General features: G+C 47.7%; 16 protein-coding genes. 3 read left to right on the forward strand and 13 right to left on the reverse strand.

What is annotated here, in order from left to right; genetic code table 11:
* Positions 1 to 14: 14 nt before the first annotated feature.
* The 3 genes from RJ47_RS06960 to phoB are packed head-to-tail and all read right to left on the reverse strand — an operon-like array spanning position 15 to position 2,991.
* Positions 15 to 971 carry a PstS family phosphate ABC transporter substrate-binding protein gene (locus tag RJ47_RS06960; protein ID WP_038215282.1) on the reverse strand — a complete coding sequence of 319 codons (957 nt, stop codon included), beginning with the start codon at positions 969 to 971 and terminating at the stop codon, positions 15 to 17.
* On the reverse strand, positions 971 to 2,269 hold the full coding sequence (phoR, locus tag RJ47_RS06965; protein WP_005471446.1) for a phosphate regulon sensor histidine kinase PhoR: 1,299 nt from the start codon (positions 2,267 to 2,269) through the stop codon (positions 971 to 973). The genes RJ47_RS06960 and phoR overlap by 1 nt, the downstream gene beginning before the upstream one ends.
* Before the next feature lie 32 nt (positions 2,270 to 2,301).
* Positions 2,302 to 2,991, reverse strand: coding sequence for a phosphate regulon transcriptional regulator PhoB (gene phoB / locus RJ47_RS06970; RefSeq protein WP_004747931.1), 690 nt, complete (start codon positions 2,989 to 2,991; stop codon positions 2,302 to 2,304).
* A 207-nt stretch (positions 2,992 to 3,198) separates the two neighbouring features.
* On the opposite strand from phoB, the gene rdgC reads away from it, so the two are divergent.
* The 3 genes from rdgC to RJ47_RS06985 all read left to right on the forward strand — a co-directional run bounded on the left by rdgC (position 3,199) and on the right by RJ47_RS06985 (position 5,932).
* On the forward strand, positions 3,199 to 4,113 hold the full coding sequence (rdgC, locus tag RJ47_RS06975; protein WP_005471494.1) for a recombination-associated protein RdgC: 915 nt from the start codon (positions 3,199 to 3,201) through the stop codon (positions 4,111 to 4,113).
* A gap of 164 nt (positions 4,114 to 4,277) precedes the next feature.
* A complete protein-coding gene (yegQ, locus tag RJ47_RS06980; protein ID WP_038139905.1) occupies positions 4,278 to 5,675 on the forward strand; it encodes a tRNA 5-hydroxyuridine modification protein YegQ in 1,398 nt (465 codons plus the stop codon).
* A 2-nt stretch (positions 5,676 to 5,677) separates the two neighbouring features.
* Positions 5,678 to 5,932: a YfhL family 4Fe-4S dicluster ferredoxin gene (locus RJ47_RS06985; protein WP_038139904.1), complete on the forward strand. Its 255-nt coding sequence runs from the start codon at positions 5,678 to 5,680 to the stop codon at positions 5,930 to 5,932.
* Positions 5,933 to 5,979: 47 nt separating this feature from the next.
* Here RJ47_RS06985 and RJ47_RS06990 read toward each other — a convergent pair whose 3' ends face one another.
* The 10 genes from RJ47_RS06990 to queA form a co-directional block, all read right to left on the reverse strand.
* Positions 5,980 to 6,972, reverse strand: coding sequence for a cytochrome d ubiquinol oxidase subunit II (locus RJ47_RS06990; protein ID WP_039482662.1), 993 nt, complete (start codon positions 6,970 to 6,972; stop codon positions 5,980 to 5,982).
* A gap of 2 nt (positions 6,973 to 6,974) precedes the next feature.
* Entirely contained in the window at positions 6,975 to 8,306 is a 1,332-nt protein-coding gene (locus RJ47_RS06995) for a cytochrome ubiquinol oxidase subunit I (RefSeq protein WP_039482664.1), read from the reverse strand.
* A gap of 322 nt (positions 8,307 to 8,628) precedes the next feature.
* Complete coding sequence (gene mepA / locus RJ47_RS07000; protein ID WP_082016327.1) at positions 8,629 to 9,486, reverse strand: penicillin-insensitive murein endopeptidase; 858 nt, start codon at positions 9,484 to 9,486, stop codon at positions 8,629 to 8,631.
* 48 nt (positions 9,487 to 9,534) lie between these two features.
* The gene (locus RJ47_RS07005; protein ID WP_005471597.1) at positions 9,535 to 9,867 is read right to left on the reverse strand and encodes a DUF1904 domain-containing protein; all 333 of its coding nucleotides are present in this window, start codon (positions 9,865 to 9,867) and stop codon (positions 9,535 to 9,537) included.
* Positions 9,868 to 9,973: 106 nt separating this feature from the next.
* Positions 9,974 to 10,465 (reverse strand): hypothetical protein, encoded by a 492-nt coding sequence (locus RJ47_RS07010; RefSeq protein ID WP_039482666.1) that lies wholly within the window; start codon positions 10,463 to 10,465, stop codon positions 9,974 to 9,976.
* A gap of 65 nt (positions 10,466 to 10,530) precedes the next feature.
* Positions 10,531 to 11,478 carry a protein translocase subunit SecF gene (gene secF, locus RJ47_RS07015; RefSeq protein ID WP_005471464.1) on the reverse strand — a complete coding sequence of 316 codons (948 nt, stop codon included), beginning with the start codon at positions 11,476 to 11,478 and terminating at the stop codon, positions 10,531 to 10,533.
* Positions 11,479 to 11,492: 14 nt separating this feature from the next.
* Positions 11,493 to 13,349 carry a protein translocase subunit SecD gene (gene secD, locus RJ47_RS07020; protein WP_072016636.1) on the reverse strand — a complete coding sequence of 619 codons (1,857 nt, stop codon included), beginning with the start codon at positions 13,347 to 13,349 and terminating at the stop codon, positions 11,493 to 11,495.
* Between the two features lie 20 nt (positions 13,350 to 13,369).
* On the reverse strand, positions 13,370 to 13,699 hold the full coding sequence (gene yajC, locus RJ47_RS07025; RefSeq protein WP_004747918.1) for a preprotein translocase subunit YajC: 330 nt from the start codon (positions 13,697 to 13,699) through the stop codon (positions 13,370 to 13,372).
* Positions 13,700 to 13,874: 175 nt separating this feature from the next.
* On the reverse strand, positions 13,875 to 15,011 hold the full coding sequence (tgt, locus tag RJ47_RS07030; RefSeq protein WP_005471490.1) for a tRNA guanosine(34) transglycosylase Tgt: 1,137 nt from the start codon (positions 15,009 to 15,011) through the stop codon (positions 13,875 to 13,877).
* A 166-nt stretch (positions 15,012 to 15,177) separates the two neighbouring features.
* Positions 15,178 to 16,230 carry a tRNA preQ1(34) S-adenosylmethionine ribosyltransferase-isomerase QueA gene (gene queA, locus RJ47_RS07035; RefSeq protein ID WP_038139897.1) on the reverse strand — a complete coding sequence of 351 codons (1,053 nt, stop codon included), beginning with the start codon at positions 16,228 to 16,230 and terminating at the stop codon, positions 15,178 to 15,180.
* Positions 16,231 to 16,248 lie beyond the last annotated feature (18 nt).

Here is a 16,248-nt window from a genome sequence, read left to right on the forward strand (position 1 = left end):
CGCTAACTGATCGGTTAGCGGTCGCGCTTAATGCCCACTTTCTTGAGCTCTTGCTCTGCTAGTTCTGCGGAAATAGGAATGTAACCATCCTTCTTCACCAACGCTTGCCCCTGCACCGAGAAAATGAAACGAATGAACTCTCGTTCGATGGGAGAAAGTGGTTTAGAGGGATGCTTATTCACGTAAACATAAAGGTAACGTGAAAGTGGGTACTTACCTGAAAGAATATTCTCTTGGCTTGCTTGTATGTAGTCGGTGCCATTTTTGGCTACTGGCAGCAACTTTACTCCCGACACCTGATAGCCGACCCCAGAATAGCCAATGGTGTTGATAGCAGAAGCCACCGACTGTACCACAGAAGCCGATCCAGGCTGCTCATTGACGCTGTTCTTAAAGTCACCACCACACAAAGCATTGTTCTTAAAGTAACCATACGTTCCTGATACGGAATTACGGCCAAACAACTGAATGCTACGCTTTGCCCATTGATAATCTAACCCCAACTCTGACCACGTCTCGACAGGCGCATTAGCACCGCAACGCAGCGTGGCAGAGAATATACTATCGAGCTGAGAGAAGTTCAGCCCTTTGATCGGATTGTCTCGATGAACAAAAATGCCGATCGCATCGATCGCGACGCGTAGCTCTGTCGGCTTATAACCATGTGCCCGCTCAAACGCTTCGATTTCTCGATTTCGCATCGGGCGACTCATCGGGCCAAATTGTGCCGTGCGTTCGGTCAAGGCTGGCGGTGCAGTCGAAGAACCAGACGCTTGAACCTGACCATAAACGCTCGGGTACTGCTGCTTAAACTCTTCAACCCAAAGCGTTGTCATGCCAGCGAGCGTGTCGGATCCTACACTGGTCAAAGTGCCTGTGACGCCCGGCACTTTAGTGTACTCAGACAATTGAGCTGCATGAGCAGAAAGAGCCAAAACAGAAGATAGAATTGTAGTAAGCACTAACTTCATTAACTCACCACCAAACGCTGTGGCAAGATAAATGAGAACTTACTCCCCACTCCGACTTCACTCTGAATTTCTAGATGAGAATCGTGGTGGGTCAACGCATGCTTCACAATGGCTAGGCCAAGACCACTACCACCAGTATCGCGAGAACGTGCTTTATCAACTCGGTAGAAACGCTCTGTTAAGCGATGCAAGTGTTGGGGCTCGATACCATCACCTTTATCTTCCACTTCTAAATGCGCGCCTTGGGGTGTTTGATACCAGCGGACGTAAACCTCAGCGCCAGCGGGCGTATACTTCACGGCATTGTAAACAAGGTTAGATATCGCACTGCGCAGTTGGTCCTCATCGGCAAACACTCGCAATCCAGTATCAACTTCAAATCGGAGTTGGTGCCCCTGTTCGCCACTAAGGCTCGCGGCCTCTTTTTCAAGCACATCGAGCATTGCAGGCACATTCACGACTTCATCGAGCTCGTGCATCGGCGCCGCTTCAATCTTGGACAAGGTCAGCAGTTGGTTCACCAAACTGTTCATTCGGTTGAGCTGCTCCGTCATCACTCCGTGAGCTTTCGGCCACATAGGCCCAACGACCATATCTGGGTCTTCCGTCATCTCGAGATAACCTTGCAGTACCGTCATTGGCGTGCGCAGCTCATGGGAGACATTGGCAAAGAAGTTGCGACGCATACCCTCAAGTTGCTTAAGCTGAGTCACATCACGTACCACCATCAGGTGCTCGCCTTCTGTGTAAGGCACAATACGCAACTCGAGCATACGCTCAACATTGAGTGGCGAACGCATTTCGAGTGGCTCGGCGAAATTCTGTTTATTGAGGTACTTAATAAAGTCTGGCGTGCGGATCAAATTTGAGATGGGCTGACCCGTATCATCGGGCCATTTAAAGCCTAAGAGATGCTGTGCGAGCTTATTACACCACACAATGTTGCCTTCGCTACGAAAAACCACGACTGCATCGGGCAGAGATTCAGCACCGTTGCGAAAACGGCGAATAAGATTGGTCAGCTCTTTGCGCTTTTTGCGTTGGCGCTGCTGTAAGCGGTAGATGCCATTAAAAAGCGACTCCCAGTTTCCAGACCCTGAAGGTGGCGTTAGGCGCTTTTCATCCCACAACCAAGCGGACAAGCGCATTTGATTATGCAAGTGCCATCCGAGCTGCAATACCGTTGCTGCCAACAGCAACCAAGGCATGTAACCAAAAATCCAGCCCACGATAACCCAAGGGGCGTAAAAAAAAGCCAGCTCCCAGGCTAGCTTCTTCCAAGTTAACCGCTCTACCACCTAATACTCCGTGTTTCGAATTCGTCTCTCAATTACGCTTTGGTCGAGAAACGGTAGCCTGCACCGCGCACTGTTTGGATCAGCTTATCATGACCGGCGGCTTCTAAGGCTTTACGTAAACGACGAATGTGAACATCAACAGTACGATCTTCGACATACACGTTGGTGCCCCATACGTTGTTAAGCAATTGCTCACGACTGTACACGCGCTCTTGGTGCGTCATAAAGAAGTGCAACATTTTAAATTCAGTCGGTCCCATATCGAGCGCTTCATCATTCGCGGTCACGCGGTGAGAAACGGGGTCTAATTTAAGACCTTGGACATCAATGACGTCTTCTAGCGCCGTCGGTGTAACGCGACGAATCACCGCTTTTAGTCGAGCCACCAGCTCTTTCGGTGAAAATGGCTTAGTAATGTAATCATCCGCACCCACTTCCAAGCCGCGAACTTTGTCTTCCTCTTCACCACGCGCAGTCAACATCACGACTGGGATATTACGCGTCAGCTCTTCACGCTTCATGTGCTTAATGAAGTTGATACCACTGCCACCAGGTAGCATCCAATCTAGCAGTACTAGATCTGGGAAGGGTTCAGCCAATTTAGTTACCGCAGAGTCGTAATCTTCCGCTTCTACTGCTTGGTAACCTTTTTGCTCAAGAACAAAGCATAGCATTTCGCGAATTGGCGCTTCGTCTTCAACAACCAGAATCCTTCTAGACATAATTGAATAACCTTTGTTTTAGTTGAATTTAATCGGGCATTAACCCTTTGCAACGATAAGCATTATTACTAGCAATTATGACACTTTTGTGACCTTTGAAAACAAATTTTCATATAACTTTCATCCCACTATTGTGTGTTTGCAGTAAGACAAACTCGACAAAAGTCTTTATGATTAGCTGCAATTTTTAAGGTATAGAGAAAGAGTATGTGGTTTAAAAACTGTCTGGTATATCGTTTTAACCGTGAAATCGAATTCAATGCAGATCAACTAGAAAAGCAGTTAGCTGAGTTTCGTTTTACCCCATGTGGCAGCCAAGATAAGCAAAAATTTGGCTGGGTTACAGCGATGGGTAAACATGGCGACATGATGACTCACGTCTCTGAAAACCGCATTCTTGTGTGTGCCAAAAAAGAAGAAAAAATGCTGCCTGCGTCAGTAATCAAAGATTCATTGAACGCAAAAATTGAAGCGATGGAAGCACAAGAAGGTCGCCCTCTTAAAAAGAAAGAGAAAGACAATCTAAAAGACGACATCGTGATGGATTTGCTGCCACGTGCATTTAGCCGCAGCAGCCACACATATGTGCTCATCCTGCCAAAAGAAGGCTTTATTCTGGTTGACGCAAGCAGCTCGAAGAAAGCTGAAGATGTACTAGCTCTGCTGCGCAAAACCATGGGTAGCCTACCTGTTGTGCCTGCAATCCCTGAAAAGCCGATTGAAAACACGCTGACAGAGTGGGTCAAAACGGGTGAAACACCCGTTGGCATCCAAATGCTTGATGAAGCTGAACTTAAGTCAGTACTCGAAGAAGGCGGCGTGATCCGTTGTAAGAAACAAGAACTGACCGCCGATGAAATTCGCAGCCATATCGAAGCGGATAAGATGGTGACCAAGCTGGCGATTTGGTGGCAAGAGCGTATCGAGTTTATTCTGGCAGAAGATGGCAGTATCAAACGCCTGAAATTCTCAGATGAACTGAAAGATCAAAACGATGATATTCCTCGCGAAGATCAAGCGGCTCGCTTCGATGCAGATTTTTCTCTAATGTGCGGTGAGTTCAGTGCCTTCTTACCAAACTTGTACGAGTGCTTAGGCGGTTTGCCTCACCCTAACGCTTAACTTCTCTTTAAGGTGCTCGACCCGTCGGGCACCTGCTTGCCAATTCCCTCACCGTAGTCATGGACTTTTTCCTAGTCACAAGTCACATTTTGGCGTAAAATTTGCGCCCCCGATCCCATCTGGTGGGTTCGGCCTGACTTGAGATCAGATTAAGAGAATTACACATGACTGAGAAAGCATTCGTACCTGAGCTACTGTCACCTGCAGGTAGCCTTAAAAACATGCGTTACGCATTTGCCTACGGCGCAGACGCGGTATACGCAGGCCAACCTCGTTACAGCCTTCGCGTACGTAACAACGAGTTCAACCACGAAAACCTAAAAATCGGTATCGATGAAGCTCATGCCCTAGGAAAAAAGCTTTACGTGGTATGTAACATCCAACCGCACAACTCTAAGCTAAAAACCTTTATCCGCGATCTTAAACCGGTTGTTGAGATGGGCCCTGACGCACTAATCATGTCTGACCCTGGTCTTATCATGATGGTTCGTGAAGCCTTCCCTGAAATGCCAATCCACCTGTCTGTTCAAGCGAACGCAGTAAACTGGGCAACAGTGAAGTTCTGGGCAGCTAACGGCGTTGAGCGTGTGATTGTTTCTCGTGAGCTTTCTCTAGAAGAGATCGAAGAGATTCGTGAGCACTGCCCTGAGACTGAACTGGAAGTATTTGTTCACGGCGCTCTATGTATGGCTTACTCTGGCCGCTGCCTACTTTCTGGTTACATCAACAAACGTGACCCTAACCAAGGTACATGTACTAACGCATGTCGTTGGGAATACAAAGTTGAAGAAGGCAAGGAAAACGACACTGGCGACATCGTAGAGAAGTTTGACCCGGCAGAAGCGCAAGCGGTTGAGGTTCAAGACGAGCGCCCTGAAACGACTATCGGTCGTGGCAAACCTACTGATGAAGTGGTTCTGCTTTCGGAAGCGCACCGTCCAGAAGAGAAGATGGCCGCTTACGAAGACGAGCACGGCACTTACATCATGAACTCAAAAGACCTACGTGCAGTTCAGCATGTTGAGCGTCTGACCAAGATGGGTGTTCACTCACTGAAGATCGAAGGTCGTACTAAATCATTCTACTACTGTGCTCGTACTGCTCAGGTTTACCGTAAAGCGATTGATGACGCAGTTGCAGGCAAACCATTTGATGAAAGCCTAATGGGTACACTAGAGAGCCTAGCGCACCGTGGTTACACCGAAGGCTTCCTACGTCGTCACACGCACGATGCGTACCAAAACTACGACTACGGTTACTCGGTATCTGACGCGCAGCAATTTGTGGGTGAGTTCACTGGCAAACGCCGTGGTGACCTTGCTGAAGTTGAAGTGAAGAACAAATTCGTTGTCGGTGACAGCCTTGAGCTGATGACACCAAAAGGCAATGTAATCTTCACGCTTGAAGCAATGGAAAACCGCAAGTCAGAAGTTATCGACGACGCAAAAGGAAACGGCCACTTCGTATTCATTCCAGTTCCACAAGACATGGACCTAGAATACGGCCTATTAATGCGTAACTTAAATGCAGGTCAGGATACCCGTAACCCAACAGGTAAATAAGCATGGCTTTACTGATCACTGATAAGTGCATTAACTGCGATATGTGTGACCCAGAGTGCCCAAACGGCGCGATCACTATGGGTGACACCATCTTTGAGATCGACCCCGATCTCTGCACTGAGTGTAAAGGTCACTACGAGAAGCCAACGTGTCAATCGGTGTGTCCGATTACTAAATGTATCATCACCGATCCAGACCATATTGAGACTGAAGAAGAACTGCTCGAAAAGTTCGTTATTATTCAGGGCTTAGCTTAATAAATAAAACGCCGCTCATCCTCGAGCGGCGTTTTCGTATCGATGTTTTACTTGTAGCTCAACTCCGTCGCTTTCCCCTTAAAGATTCGATACACCGCGAAGGTATAAAGCAAGATCATCGGCATCACGATCATTACCCCATACCCGACAATCATCAAAGTTGCAGGAGAAGACGCCGCCTCTTTTGCTGACATGGTGCCCGGTACCACCTCTGGGAAAAAACTGTACGCTAAGCCAAGGAAGCTGAGCGCAAAAATCAGAGTAACGCCAAAGAATGGCCAGCGGACACCGAGGTCATTGACCATAGGGACTTGACGCAGATAACGGTCGACTAGAAATATCGTCGCCAGCACCACAAGTGGTACAGGGGTTAATAGCAAGATTTCTGGGAAACTAAACCAGCGAAGAGCGACCTGCTCGTTGACGATAGGGTTAATCACACTCACAGCCAGAATGCCCAGAGCAGCAAGCCAACCCGCGCGCCTTGACCATCGCGCTGAACGGATCTGTAAATCTCCTTCAGTTTTTAGTACCAGCCAAGCACCACCAATGTAGACATACGCGGCGGCGACGCATAAAGCACTTAACCAAGCAAAACCAAACGCCTCACTGCTGTGCTCAAAGCCCATGATGTAACGGCCAACCATGTAACCTTGAGTCAGCGCGGTCACCAATGATCCGATCCTAAAACACCAATCCCAGCGCGGTTTGTGGTCAGCGTTTGCTTTGGCTCGGAAATCAAACGCTACCCCACGCATGATTAGCGCAATCAGCATAATCGCCGTTGGCAAATAAAGCTCGGTAAGAATCAAACTGTGTGCGGTAGGAAAAGCGATCAACAAAATACCTACTGCGAGTACCAACCAGGTTTCATTGGCATCCCAAAATGGTCCGATCGAGGCAATCATCCTATCGCGTTGAACTTCACTATCACTAGGCAACAAGATCCCCACGCCCAAATCGTAGCCGTCAAGTACTGCGTACATAAAGACCGAAAAGCCAAGCAGCAAAAGATAAATTTCTGGTAAATAGTCGAGCATGATTAGGCCTCTTGTTGCTCTAGAGTAACTTGATGCGCTGCCACGTCTTTACGTGCCAAATAGAACAGAGTGTGGATGTACGCCACCAGCAAAATCGCGTAGATCACTAAATACATAACCAGCGAAATCATCACTTGGCTGCTCGCAACTGGGGTCACAGCTTCAGAGGTTCTCAGAACTCCACTCACAAGCCACGGCTGCCTGCCTATCTCTGTCACGTACCACCCAGCCAATGTTGCTACCCAGCCGGAAAACGTCATCGCCAACACGGTATAAAGATAGGGCTTCGGCAGTGCTTTTTTGCGAGCCAACTTAGCCGCCCCAAGCCAACTGACCAATAACATCAACACACCGACCCCAACCATGACTCTGAAACCAAAGAACAGCGGCTTGACCGGAGGGTGATCCGGCGCAAACTCATTTAAACCCGCAATCTCCCCGTTAAGGTTATGCGTCAATATCAGACTCGCGAGCTTAGGAATACCAACAGCAAAATCGTTGCTTCGCGTCTCTTCGTTCGGCACTGCAAACAACAGCAAAGGAGCTCCTTGCTCGGTCTCCCAAACTCCTTCCATCGCAGCGATTTTGGCAGGTTGATGCTCTAGGGTATTCAATCCATGCAAATCCCCAACTAATATCTGCAGCGGTATAAATCCTGCTGCCGCAAATAGAGAGACTTTCAAGCCCAATTTAGCGGCTCGATGATTCGGCTGCTTAATCACTTGATAAGCTGAGATACCGGCGATTAAGAAACTTGCCGTCAAGGCGGAGGCGAGCAAAGTATGAGCAAAGCGGTAAGGCAGCGATGGGTTGAGAATCACTTCTTTCCAACTGGTGACGTGTACGATGCCATCGACCACTTCGTAGCCACTTGGCGTATGCATCCAACTGTTGAGTACTAAGATCCAAAACGCTGACATGGTTGTCCCCACCGCAACCAATACCGTCGCAAGGGTATGAAACCAATCAGGGACGCGGCCTCGACCAAACAACATCACCCCAAGGAAAGTCGCTTCCATAAAGAATGCGGTCATCACCTCATAGCCTAATAGCGGTCCTGCGACATTGCCGACTCGCTCCATAAAACCAGGCCAGTTGGTACCAAATTGAAAACTCATCGTAATACCCGACACGACGCCCAAAGCAAATGTCAGGGCGAAAATTTTGACCCAGAAATAATAAACATCCAGCCAAACAGGTGCTTGAGTGCGATTGTAGCGCCACTTAAAAAAGACCAGCATCCAAGCTAAAGCGATGGTGATGGTCGGAAAAAGAATGTGAAAGCTGATATTGGCCGCGAACTGAATCCGCGACAGCATGAGGGTATCTAACATCTCGGTTCCTCAATAACGTGTCGTGCTTAAAACGTAGTTAACTGTAATTTATTTACGAAAAAAGAGACCGTTTGGATTTATGGTCAGAGAAAATCAGGTGTTCTGGTTCTCTACAGCCATGATTTATATCAACTCAAGTGGTAAAAAGAGCCGTAAAAATCGTCACAAAAGACGTGAAAGCGTAGCGAAAATTGAAAAAGAGAAAAGAAATGTAACTAGATAGAGACGAAAAATCAGAGTTCGAATTATTCGTACTTAGAGTTCGGAACATATGAAATTAAATTACAAAAACAAGAGTAACTGTGTGGCTATTATGAATTTATCAACGACCATTTACAGCCAGAAGTTGTCGACACTGTTCGGGCATCACTTTTGGTGATTTCTTCTTCGCTTTTACAGAGGCGGCTTTTGGGGCTGCTGGCTTAGGCTGTGGCTTCCAACTCGCCAACTCGGCACCACAACCATCCCCCTGTGGCGGCGCTGCTTGTGGCTTACAGTGACGGCTATCTTGCGGGCACTTTAACCTCACGTGCATATGGTAGTGATGGCCCCACCACGGGCGCACTTTGCGTAGCCAAGCCCGATCACTCGCTTGTTCACTGGCACATAGCTTCTCTTTAATCACAGGGTGAACAAAAATTCGCGCCACCTGCTCATCGCTTGCAGCCAGTTTAACCAGCTCAAAATGTCGCGGGTTCCAATTGTTTTTCAGCAGTTGGTATTGCTCGATGTTAACGACACTAAGCGGTTTGGGCTCTGCCAACTGAGTCTGTGACAACGGCTCATCGGCCAGTTTTAACCAGATATCAATATCTAAGCCGGTTTGATGGCTGGAATGCCCTGAAGAGAATCGCCCGCCTTGAGGCAGTGACATATCGCCGATCAAAATATGTGTGGAGAGCTGCTGCTGAGACAAGGCACCAAGACGCTGGATAAAGCCAATTGCGTCAGGGTGACCATAGTAACGAGCTCGTTGACTTCGAATCACTTGATAACCATCGCCACTTAACGGTAGAGAGGTACCACCAGCAAGGCACCCATTAGCATAACTGCCGATTGACTGAGGCGCTTGTGATGAAGGCTGTGTGACTTGCTCCCAGGGGCTGGCGTGTGCTGGTGAGAACACTAAAATAAGCAACAGAGCCCAAAAGCCTTTTCGATAACCGAACGTGATTTTCATTCCCTTGAGCTCCCTTGCTTGCGCCGATTGAAACCGCTCTTATCGGCTCTAGTAGTGTGATCCGTTGTCGTAATAACCTTGCGCATTCAACGCCGTAAAGATAACCGCAACATCGACATCTTCACCGATAATCCCACGAACTTGAGAAGTAATGATCTTAGCCACGGCATCTTGCGTCTCTTGCCCGCGGTCAAACCAAAGCACTTCGACAAATGGGTATGCTGCGCTAACTTCCCCCTCATGGAAAAAGGTACTGTAGATATACTCAAAGGTAAAATCCTCTCTTGGGCAATCCATATGAGGCTGCAACCCGTCAATGAGAGATTGAGAAAGAGTTTGAACCGTTTGTGGTTCGACTGCACGAAAACGTAAATGTGGCATGACTTGCTTCCTATTTATTATTTTCAACCATCATAACAAGTTATGACTTAAAGTTTGTAGCCAATAAGAAAAGTGTGCGGCATCTAGAGAAGTTTATTTTTGCGTTTCACCGCGGAATTAAACTCAGCGAAATGAGCTCGCCATCACTCACCAACTTGGCTTTCCATAATAGGCTTTGCCAAGTTAAAACTCTTGGCTGCCCAGCTGGAAAAGCATTAATGAACTCAATGAGCGCTTTATCGGCCTCTTCAGCCCCTTTAACGATTAACTGCTGGTTCACATCAAACTGCTCCCCAGCGATATCAACGTGGATCAAGGAAAACCCATCACTACGCAGATTCAGTTGAAGATCCGAGAATCGATGGTTCGAATACTCACTGAACAACTCCAGCACCCACTGCTCATGAATCCGTTCAGCTTGCCCATAGTAGTCATGGCGATAATAAGTTAACACGTCCTGACACCAGACTTGCTCCTCACATTGCACCCAAGACGATTGCACGTCAGAGACAAACTCTTGGATAGGTGTTGTGAGCAGCAAAGTCGTCGCCGATGCGTGACATGACAGTAAACCAAGCCATAAGACGAGTATGCGCATTCTCTGCCCTCCAAAAACAACAAAGCCGCTGACAAGCAGCGGCTTTACACTCTTAATCGAGATGATTATGGCATCTCATCGAACTCTGCACCCTCTTTTTCTACTTGAGGTGGCATTAGGTGTTCTTTGGTAATACCCAGTTTCAATGCTAGCGCTGATGCTACGTAGATTGATGAGTAAGTACCGACCGTAATACCCAGTAGAAGTGCGGTTGCGAAGCCATGAATCATAGCTCCACCCTGCGTAAACAGTGCAATAACTACAAACAAGGTAGTACCAGAAGTAATCAAGGTACGGCTCAATGTTTGAGTGATTGAGCTGTTCATGATGTCTGCTGGCTCTCCTTTACGCATCTTACGGAAGTTCTCACGGATACGGTCGAAGACAACAATGGTATCGTTGAGCGAGTAACCGACCACCGTCAATAACGCCGCTACGATAGTCAGGTCCACTTCAATTTGCATCAAAGAGAAGATACCAAGCGTAATAATAACGTCGTGAGCAAGCGCCAATACCGCACCCGCTGCCAAACGCCATTCGAATCGCACCGATACGTAGATCAAGATACAGATAAGCGAAACAAGGATCGCAAGACCACCCGCTTCAGTTAGTTCGTCACCCACGTTGGGGCCTACGAACTCGATTCGACGCATTTCTACGCTTTCACCTGTACCATCTTTGATAGCGTTTAGGATCTGGTTGCCCAGCGTTTCACCCGCAACATCATCACGTGGACGAAGACGTACCATCACGTCACGAGCACTACCAAAGTTCTGTACCGTTGCATCACCAAAGCCTTTTGCTTCAAGCGCGCTACGAATGTCTTCAAGGTTTGCTGGCTGCTCGAAACCCACTTCGATTAGCGTACCGCCTGTAAAATCTAGACCCCAGTTCAACCACTTGGTTGAGAGAGTAAAGATAGACGCACCAATCATGAGGATTGAGAACACGAATGCCAGCTTCGACCAACGCATAAAGTCGATCGTATTTTCTGCTTTTAGAATCTGAAACATACTAATTCCTAGCCTTAGATCGACAGTTTGTTGATTCGCTTACCACCGTATGCAAGGTTCACGATACAACGTGTACCCACAATGGCTGTAAACATAGACGTTAAGATACCGATAGACAGTGTCACGGCGAAACCTTTGATCGCGCCCGTACCCACTGCAAACAGGATGATTGCTGTGATTAGGGTCGTGATGTTCGCATCGGCAATGGTACTGAATGCGTTCGCATAACCTTGGTGAATTGCTTGCTGAGGGCTGCGGCCATCACGAAGCTCTTCACGAATACGCTCAAAGATCAGTACGTTCGCATCGACGGCCATACCGACGGTAAGAACGATACCCGCAATACCCGGTAGCGTCATGGTTGCACCAGGGATCATCGACATCACACCAATGATTAACACTAGGTTCGCCATTAGCGCGACGTTAGCAATCAAGCCAAACTTGCGGTAGTAAACCAAGGTAAACAGCATTACCGCAACCATACCCCAAATCATCGCTTGGATACCCATATCGATGTTTTGCTGACCCATAGATGGACCAATGGTACGCTCTTCAACAATCGAGATCGGTGCAATCAAAGCACCTGCACGAAGTAGAAGTGCTAGGTTGTGGGCTTCTGCCGCAGAATCAATACCTGTGATACGGAAGTTACGACCTAGCGCAGATTGAATCGTTGCTTGGTTGATCACTTCTTCGTGCTTGTTCAGAATCACACGGCCTTCAGGAGTTCGGCGACCGCTGTCTTTGTATTCAGCGAAAACCGTTGCCATTAGCTTACCGATGTTCTGGCGTGAGAACGCAGCCATCTTGTTACCACCTTCGCTGTCTAGCGAGATGTTAACTTGAGGGCGACCATATTCATCAACACTTGAACTTGCGTCAGTAATGCTTTGACCGCCTAGAATGACACGCTTCTTAAGCACAACTGGGCGACCATCACGGTCTTGCTTGATTTCGCTGCCAGCTGGCGCGCGGCCGTTGGCTGCTGCTGCAAGATCCGCTTGAGAGTCCACTTCGCGGAACTCAAGCGTTGCCGTTGCACCAAGAATTTCTTTCGCGCGAGCGGTGTCTTGAACACCAGGTAACTCAACTACAATTCGGCTTGCACCTTGACGCTGAACAAGAGGCTCAGCAACACCCAGTTCGTTTACACGGTTACGCAGAATCGTAATGTTCTGCTCTACCGCATAGTTGCGAATTTCAGTTAGACGTTGCTCAGTAAAGGTTGCGGTCAATGCAAAGCGACCATTCGAATCTGAATCAACAAAGATCATATCCGGATGATTTTTCTTAAGTAGCGCTTCGGCCTCAGCAAGTTGCTCGGCGTTGCGAAGTAAAACCTCTACGCCGTCTTTCCCTGCAGGGCGAATGGCACGGTAACGAAGTTTCGCTTCACGTAGCTCACTGCGGAACGCTTCCTCTTGCTGACCAACCAGTTTTTCCATTGCAGCGTCCATGTCGACTTCCATCAGGAAGTGAACACCACCACGTAGGTCAAGACCGAGCTTCATTGGATTTGCACCAATAGACTCAAGCCAATCAGGGGTTGCAGGAGCAAGGTTCAGAGCAACAATCTTGTCTTTGCCAAGCGCTTCATTGATCACGTCACGAGCACTAATTTGCGTATCAGTGTCGTTAAAACGTACGAGAATAGATCCATTTTCTAAAGCAATGGATTTATGAGATAAGCCCTGTTTATCAAGAGCTTGTGTGACAGAATCCAGCGTTGACATATCAACAGAGGCGCCACGCGCCCCTGTAACTTGAATAGCCGGATCTTCACCGTAAATATTTGGAAGTGCGTACAAGGCCGCAACGGCGATGGTTAACACCACCATCAGATACTTCCATAATGGATAGCGGTTTAGCACAGCGGAGATCCTTTAGCTGTTTATAGAGACTTAAGCGTACCTTTTGGTAGCACTGCAGTAACGAAATCTTTCTTGATAACAACTTCGTTATTTGTGTTTAGCTCGATTGAGATGTAGTCGTTGTCTTCTGCGATTTTCGTGATTTTACCCACTAGACCACCGCTTGTTAGCACTTCATCACCTTTACCCATCGAGCTCATTAGGCTCTTATGCTCTTTTACACGCTTAGCTTGTGGACGGTAGATCATGAAGTAGAAGATCACCGCGAACATACCTAACATGATTAGCATTTCGAAACCGCCGCCTGCTGGTGCGCCTTCTGCTGCTGCGTGAGCTTGAGAAATAAACATTAAAACATCCTCTAGTATTTTTTATTAATGTCCAAGTTGGGCTTTCGCAATTTAGTTTCAAGTCTGAGAGTGACTAATAGAGATCGCTCTCTCAAAAATAGCTTGCGTTTGCCTACTTTATTAGCAAAAGCCTCTGGCAAAATGCCAAAGGCTTTGAATCTTTATGTCGTGTCAATTACTGCTCTTTCGATAGTGGCGGTACTTCACGGCCACGACGCTCATAGAACTCTTTCACGAACTCATCAAAACGATCTTCGTCAATCGCCGTACGGATACTTTCCATTAGGCGTTGGTAGTAACGAAGGTTGTGGATCGTATTTAGACGAGCACCCAAGATTTCGTTACAACGCTCTAAGTGGTGCAAGTACGACTTCGAGTAGTTTTGACAAGTGTAACAGTCACAGTGCGGATCCAGAGGGCTTGTATCCGTTTTGTGTTTCGCATTACGGATCTTGATCACACCACCAGTCACAAACAGGTGACCGTTACGTGCATTACGCGTTGGCATTACACAGTCAAACATGTCGATACCACGGCGAACACCTTCAACCAAGTCTTCAGGTTTGCCCACACCCATTAGGTAGCGAGGCTTGTCTTCTGGTAGCTGAGGACATGTGTGCTCTAGGATGCGGTGCATGTCTTCTTTAGGTTCACCAACTGCAAGACCACCGACAGCGTAACCATCAAAACCGATTTCAGTTAGGCCTTTTACAGACACATCACGCAGGTCTTCGTAAACACCACCTTGAACAATACCAAATAGGTTGTTCGGGTTTTCTAGCTTATCGAAGTGATCACGAGAACGCTGTGCCCAACGCAGTGACATTTCCATCGACTTCTTCGCTTCATCGTGCGTCGCTGGGTATGGCGTACACTCGTCGAAGATCATTACGATATCCGAACCTAGGTCTTTCTGGATTTCCATCGACTTTTCAGCGTCCATGAAGATCTTGTCACCGTTTACAGGGTTGCGGAAATGTACGCCTTCTTCAGTGATAGTGCGCATTTTACCTAGGCTGAATACTTGGAAGCCGCCTGAATCCGTAAGAATAGGACCGTGCCAGTTCATGAAATCGTGCAGGTCACCGTGCATTTTCATGATTTCTTGACCAGGGCGTAGCCATAGGTGGAATGTGTTACCAAGCAGGATTTCAGCACCAGTGCCTTTTACTTCTTCAGGAGTCATACCTTTAACGGTACCGTAAGTACCTACTGGCATGAATGCTGGCGTTTGAACTGTGCCACGTTCGAAGGTCAGTTGACCACGACGTGCAACACCGTCTTTTTTCTTAAGATCGAATTTTAACTTCACGAAGCCTCCGGTTGTCAGAGAAACAGTCTGACGATATTTTCGGGATTATCCCATTGTAGGAGCGGTCGCCTTCCGTGCGAGATACCAACCAGCCTTCTGGTCAGCCTCCTAGCATACTGCTAGCACTCGTAAATCATAAATGGTGAAAAAGCTAACTAGCACAAGGCTAGTCAGTTTTTTTCTTGATGAACATCGAGTCACCATAAGAGAAGAAACGGTACTTGTTCTCTACAGCGTGTTTGTATGCGTTCATCGTATTTTCATAACCTGCGAATGCGCTGACCAACATGATCAGTGTCGATTCTGGCAGGTGGAAGTTAGTGATTAGACAATCCACTAACTGATATTCGTAACCTGGGAAGATGAAGATCTCGGTATCACCGAAGAAAGGAGCCAACTCAGTGCCCTTTTTGATCGCATCTTGCGCGGCACTTTCTAGAGAGCGTACAGACGTAGTCCCCACGGCAATAATACGGCCGCCACGTGCTTTGGTTGCGTTAATTGCATCCACCACTTCTTGTGGTACTTCAACGTACTCGGCATGCATGTGGTGTTCATTGATATTGTCGACTTTCACAGGTTGGAACGTACCTGCACCCACATGCAAGGTAACGTAGGCAAACTCAACGCCTTTTGCTTTGATCTTTTCAAGCAAAGGTTCATCAAAGTGAAGACCTGCCGTTGGCGCCGCTACCGCACCCGGTTTTTCATTGTAAACCGTTTGGTAGCGCTCTTTATCTGAATCTTCATCAGGGCGGTCAATATACGGAGGAAGTGGCATGTGGCCGATTTCTTCCAATACCGCCAATACATTTTGTTCTGCGTTAAACTTCAGCTCAAACAGTGCATCATGACGTGCCACCATTTCCGCTGAGTATTCATCGTTTTCACCAATGAAAATCGTCGTTCCCGGCTTTGGAGATTTAGAGCAGCGAACATGCGCGAGAATGCTTTTCTCATCCAGCACGCGTTCTACAAGCACTTCCAGCTTACCGCCCGACTCTTTTCGACCGAACATACGTGCAGGAATCACTCGCGTGTTGTTAAACACCACCAAGTCGCCTGGCTGGACTTGCTCTAAAACATCGGTAAATGTGCCATCAACCAGTTCGCCGGTATTGCCATCCATTTGCAATAAACGGCTCGCAGTGCGCTCTGGCTGTGGGTAACGAGCAATAAGCTCATCCGGTAAGTCAAAATGGAAATCAGATACTTGCATGTTACTAAATCTTTTGTC

Origin of the sequence: Vibrio sinaloensis (genome assembly GCF_000808535.1) — a bacterium.
Taxonomy (GTDB): Bacteria; Pseudomonadota; Gammaproteobacteria; order Enterobacterales; family Vibrionaceae; genus Vibrio; species Vibrio sinaloensis_D.